General features: G+C 64.9%; 1 protein-coding gene. It reads left to right on the forward strand.

Features of this window, described 5'->3' with window-relative positions; all coding sequences use genetic code 11:
• Window positions 1-124: 124 nt before the first annotated feature.
• On the forward strand, window positions 125-368 hold a 244-nt coding region (locus tag AAEY83_RS13260; protein WP_351059469.1), incomplete at its 3' end, for a hypothetical protein.

The following is a 368-nucleotide window of genomic DNA, read 5'->3' on the forward strand; positions in this document are numbered from 1 at the left end:
TTTGAGTTTGCGCGGTTTGTATCCGGCGCCGTATAGCCTGCCAGTGGCGCCCGGTGTTGTCGCTTGTGTGGCGGACGGGCATTTGCTCCGGCGCGAGAGTTTGAACAGTGCGCAGGTTGAGCCGATGCTCGGTGACGAAGTTGATGAGGCATCGTTCGCAGCGGACGCGACACAGCGCTGGATCGGCCCCTTGCCCGGTTGGGGTTTGCACGGCGGCCTGCAGCAAACCGGCGGCGAGCAACGTGGCTGGGGTCGCGCTGTCGGGTGTGTGGCTTTGGCCGTGGCAGTCTGGGTGATCGGGCTGAATATGTACGCCGCTCGCGAAGCTCGGCAGGGCCAGCAGCTCAAGGCGCAGATGAGTCAGCGGG

The organism is Psychrobacter sp. TB20-MNA-CIBAN-0197 (genome assembly GCF_040309765.1).
Taxonomy (GTDB): domain Bacteria; phylum Pseudomonadota; class Gammaproteobacteria; order Pseudomonadales; family Moraxellaceae; genus Psychrobacter; species Psychrobacter submarinus.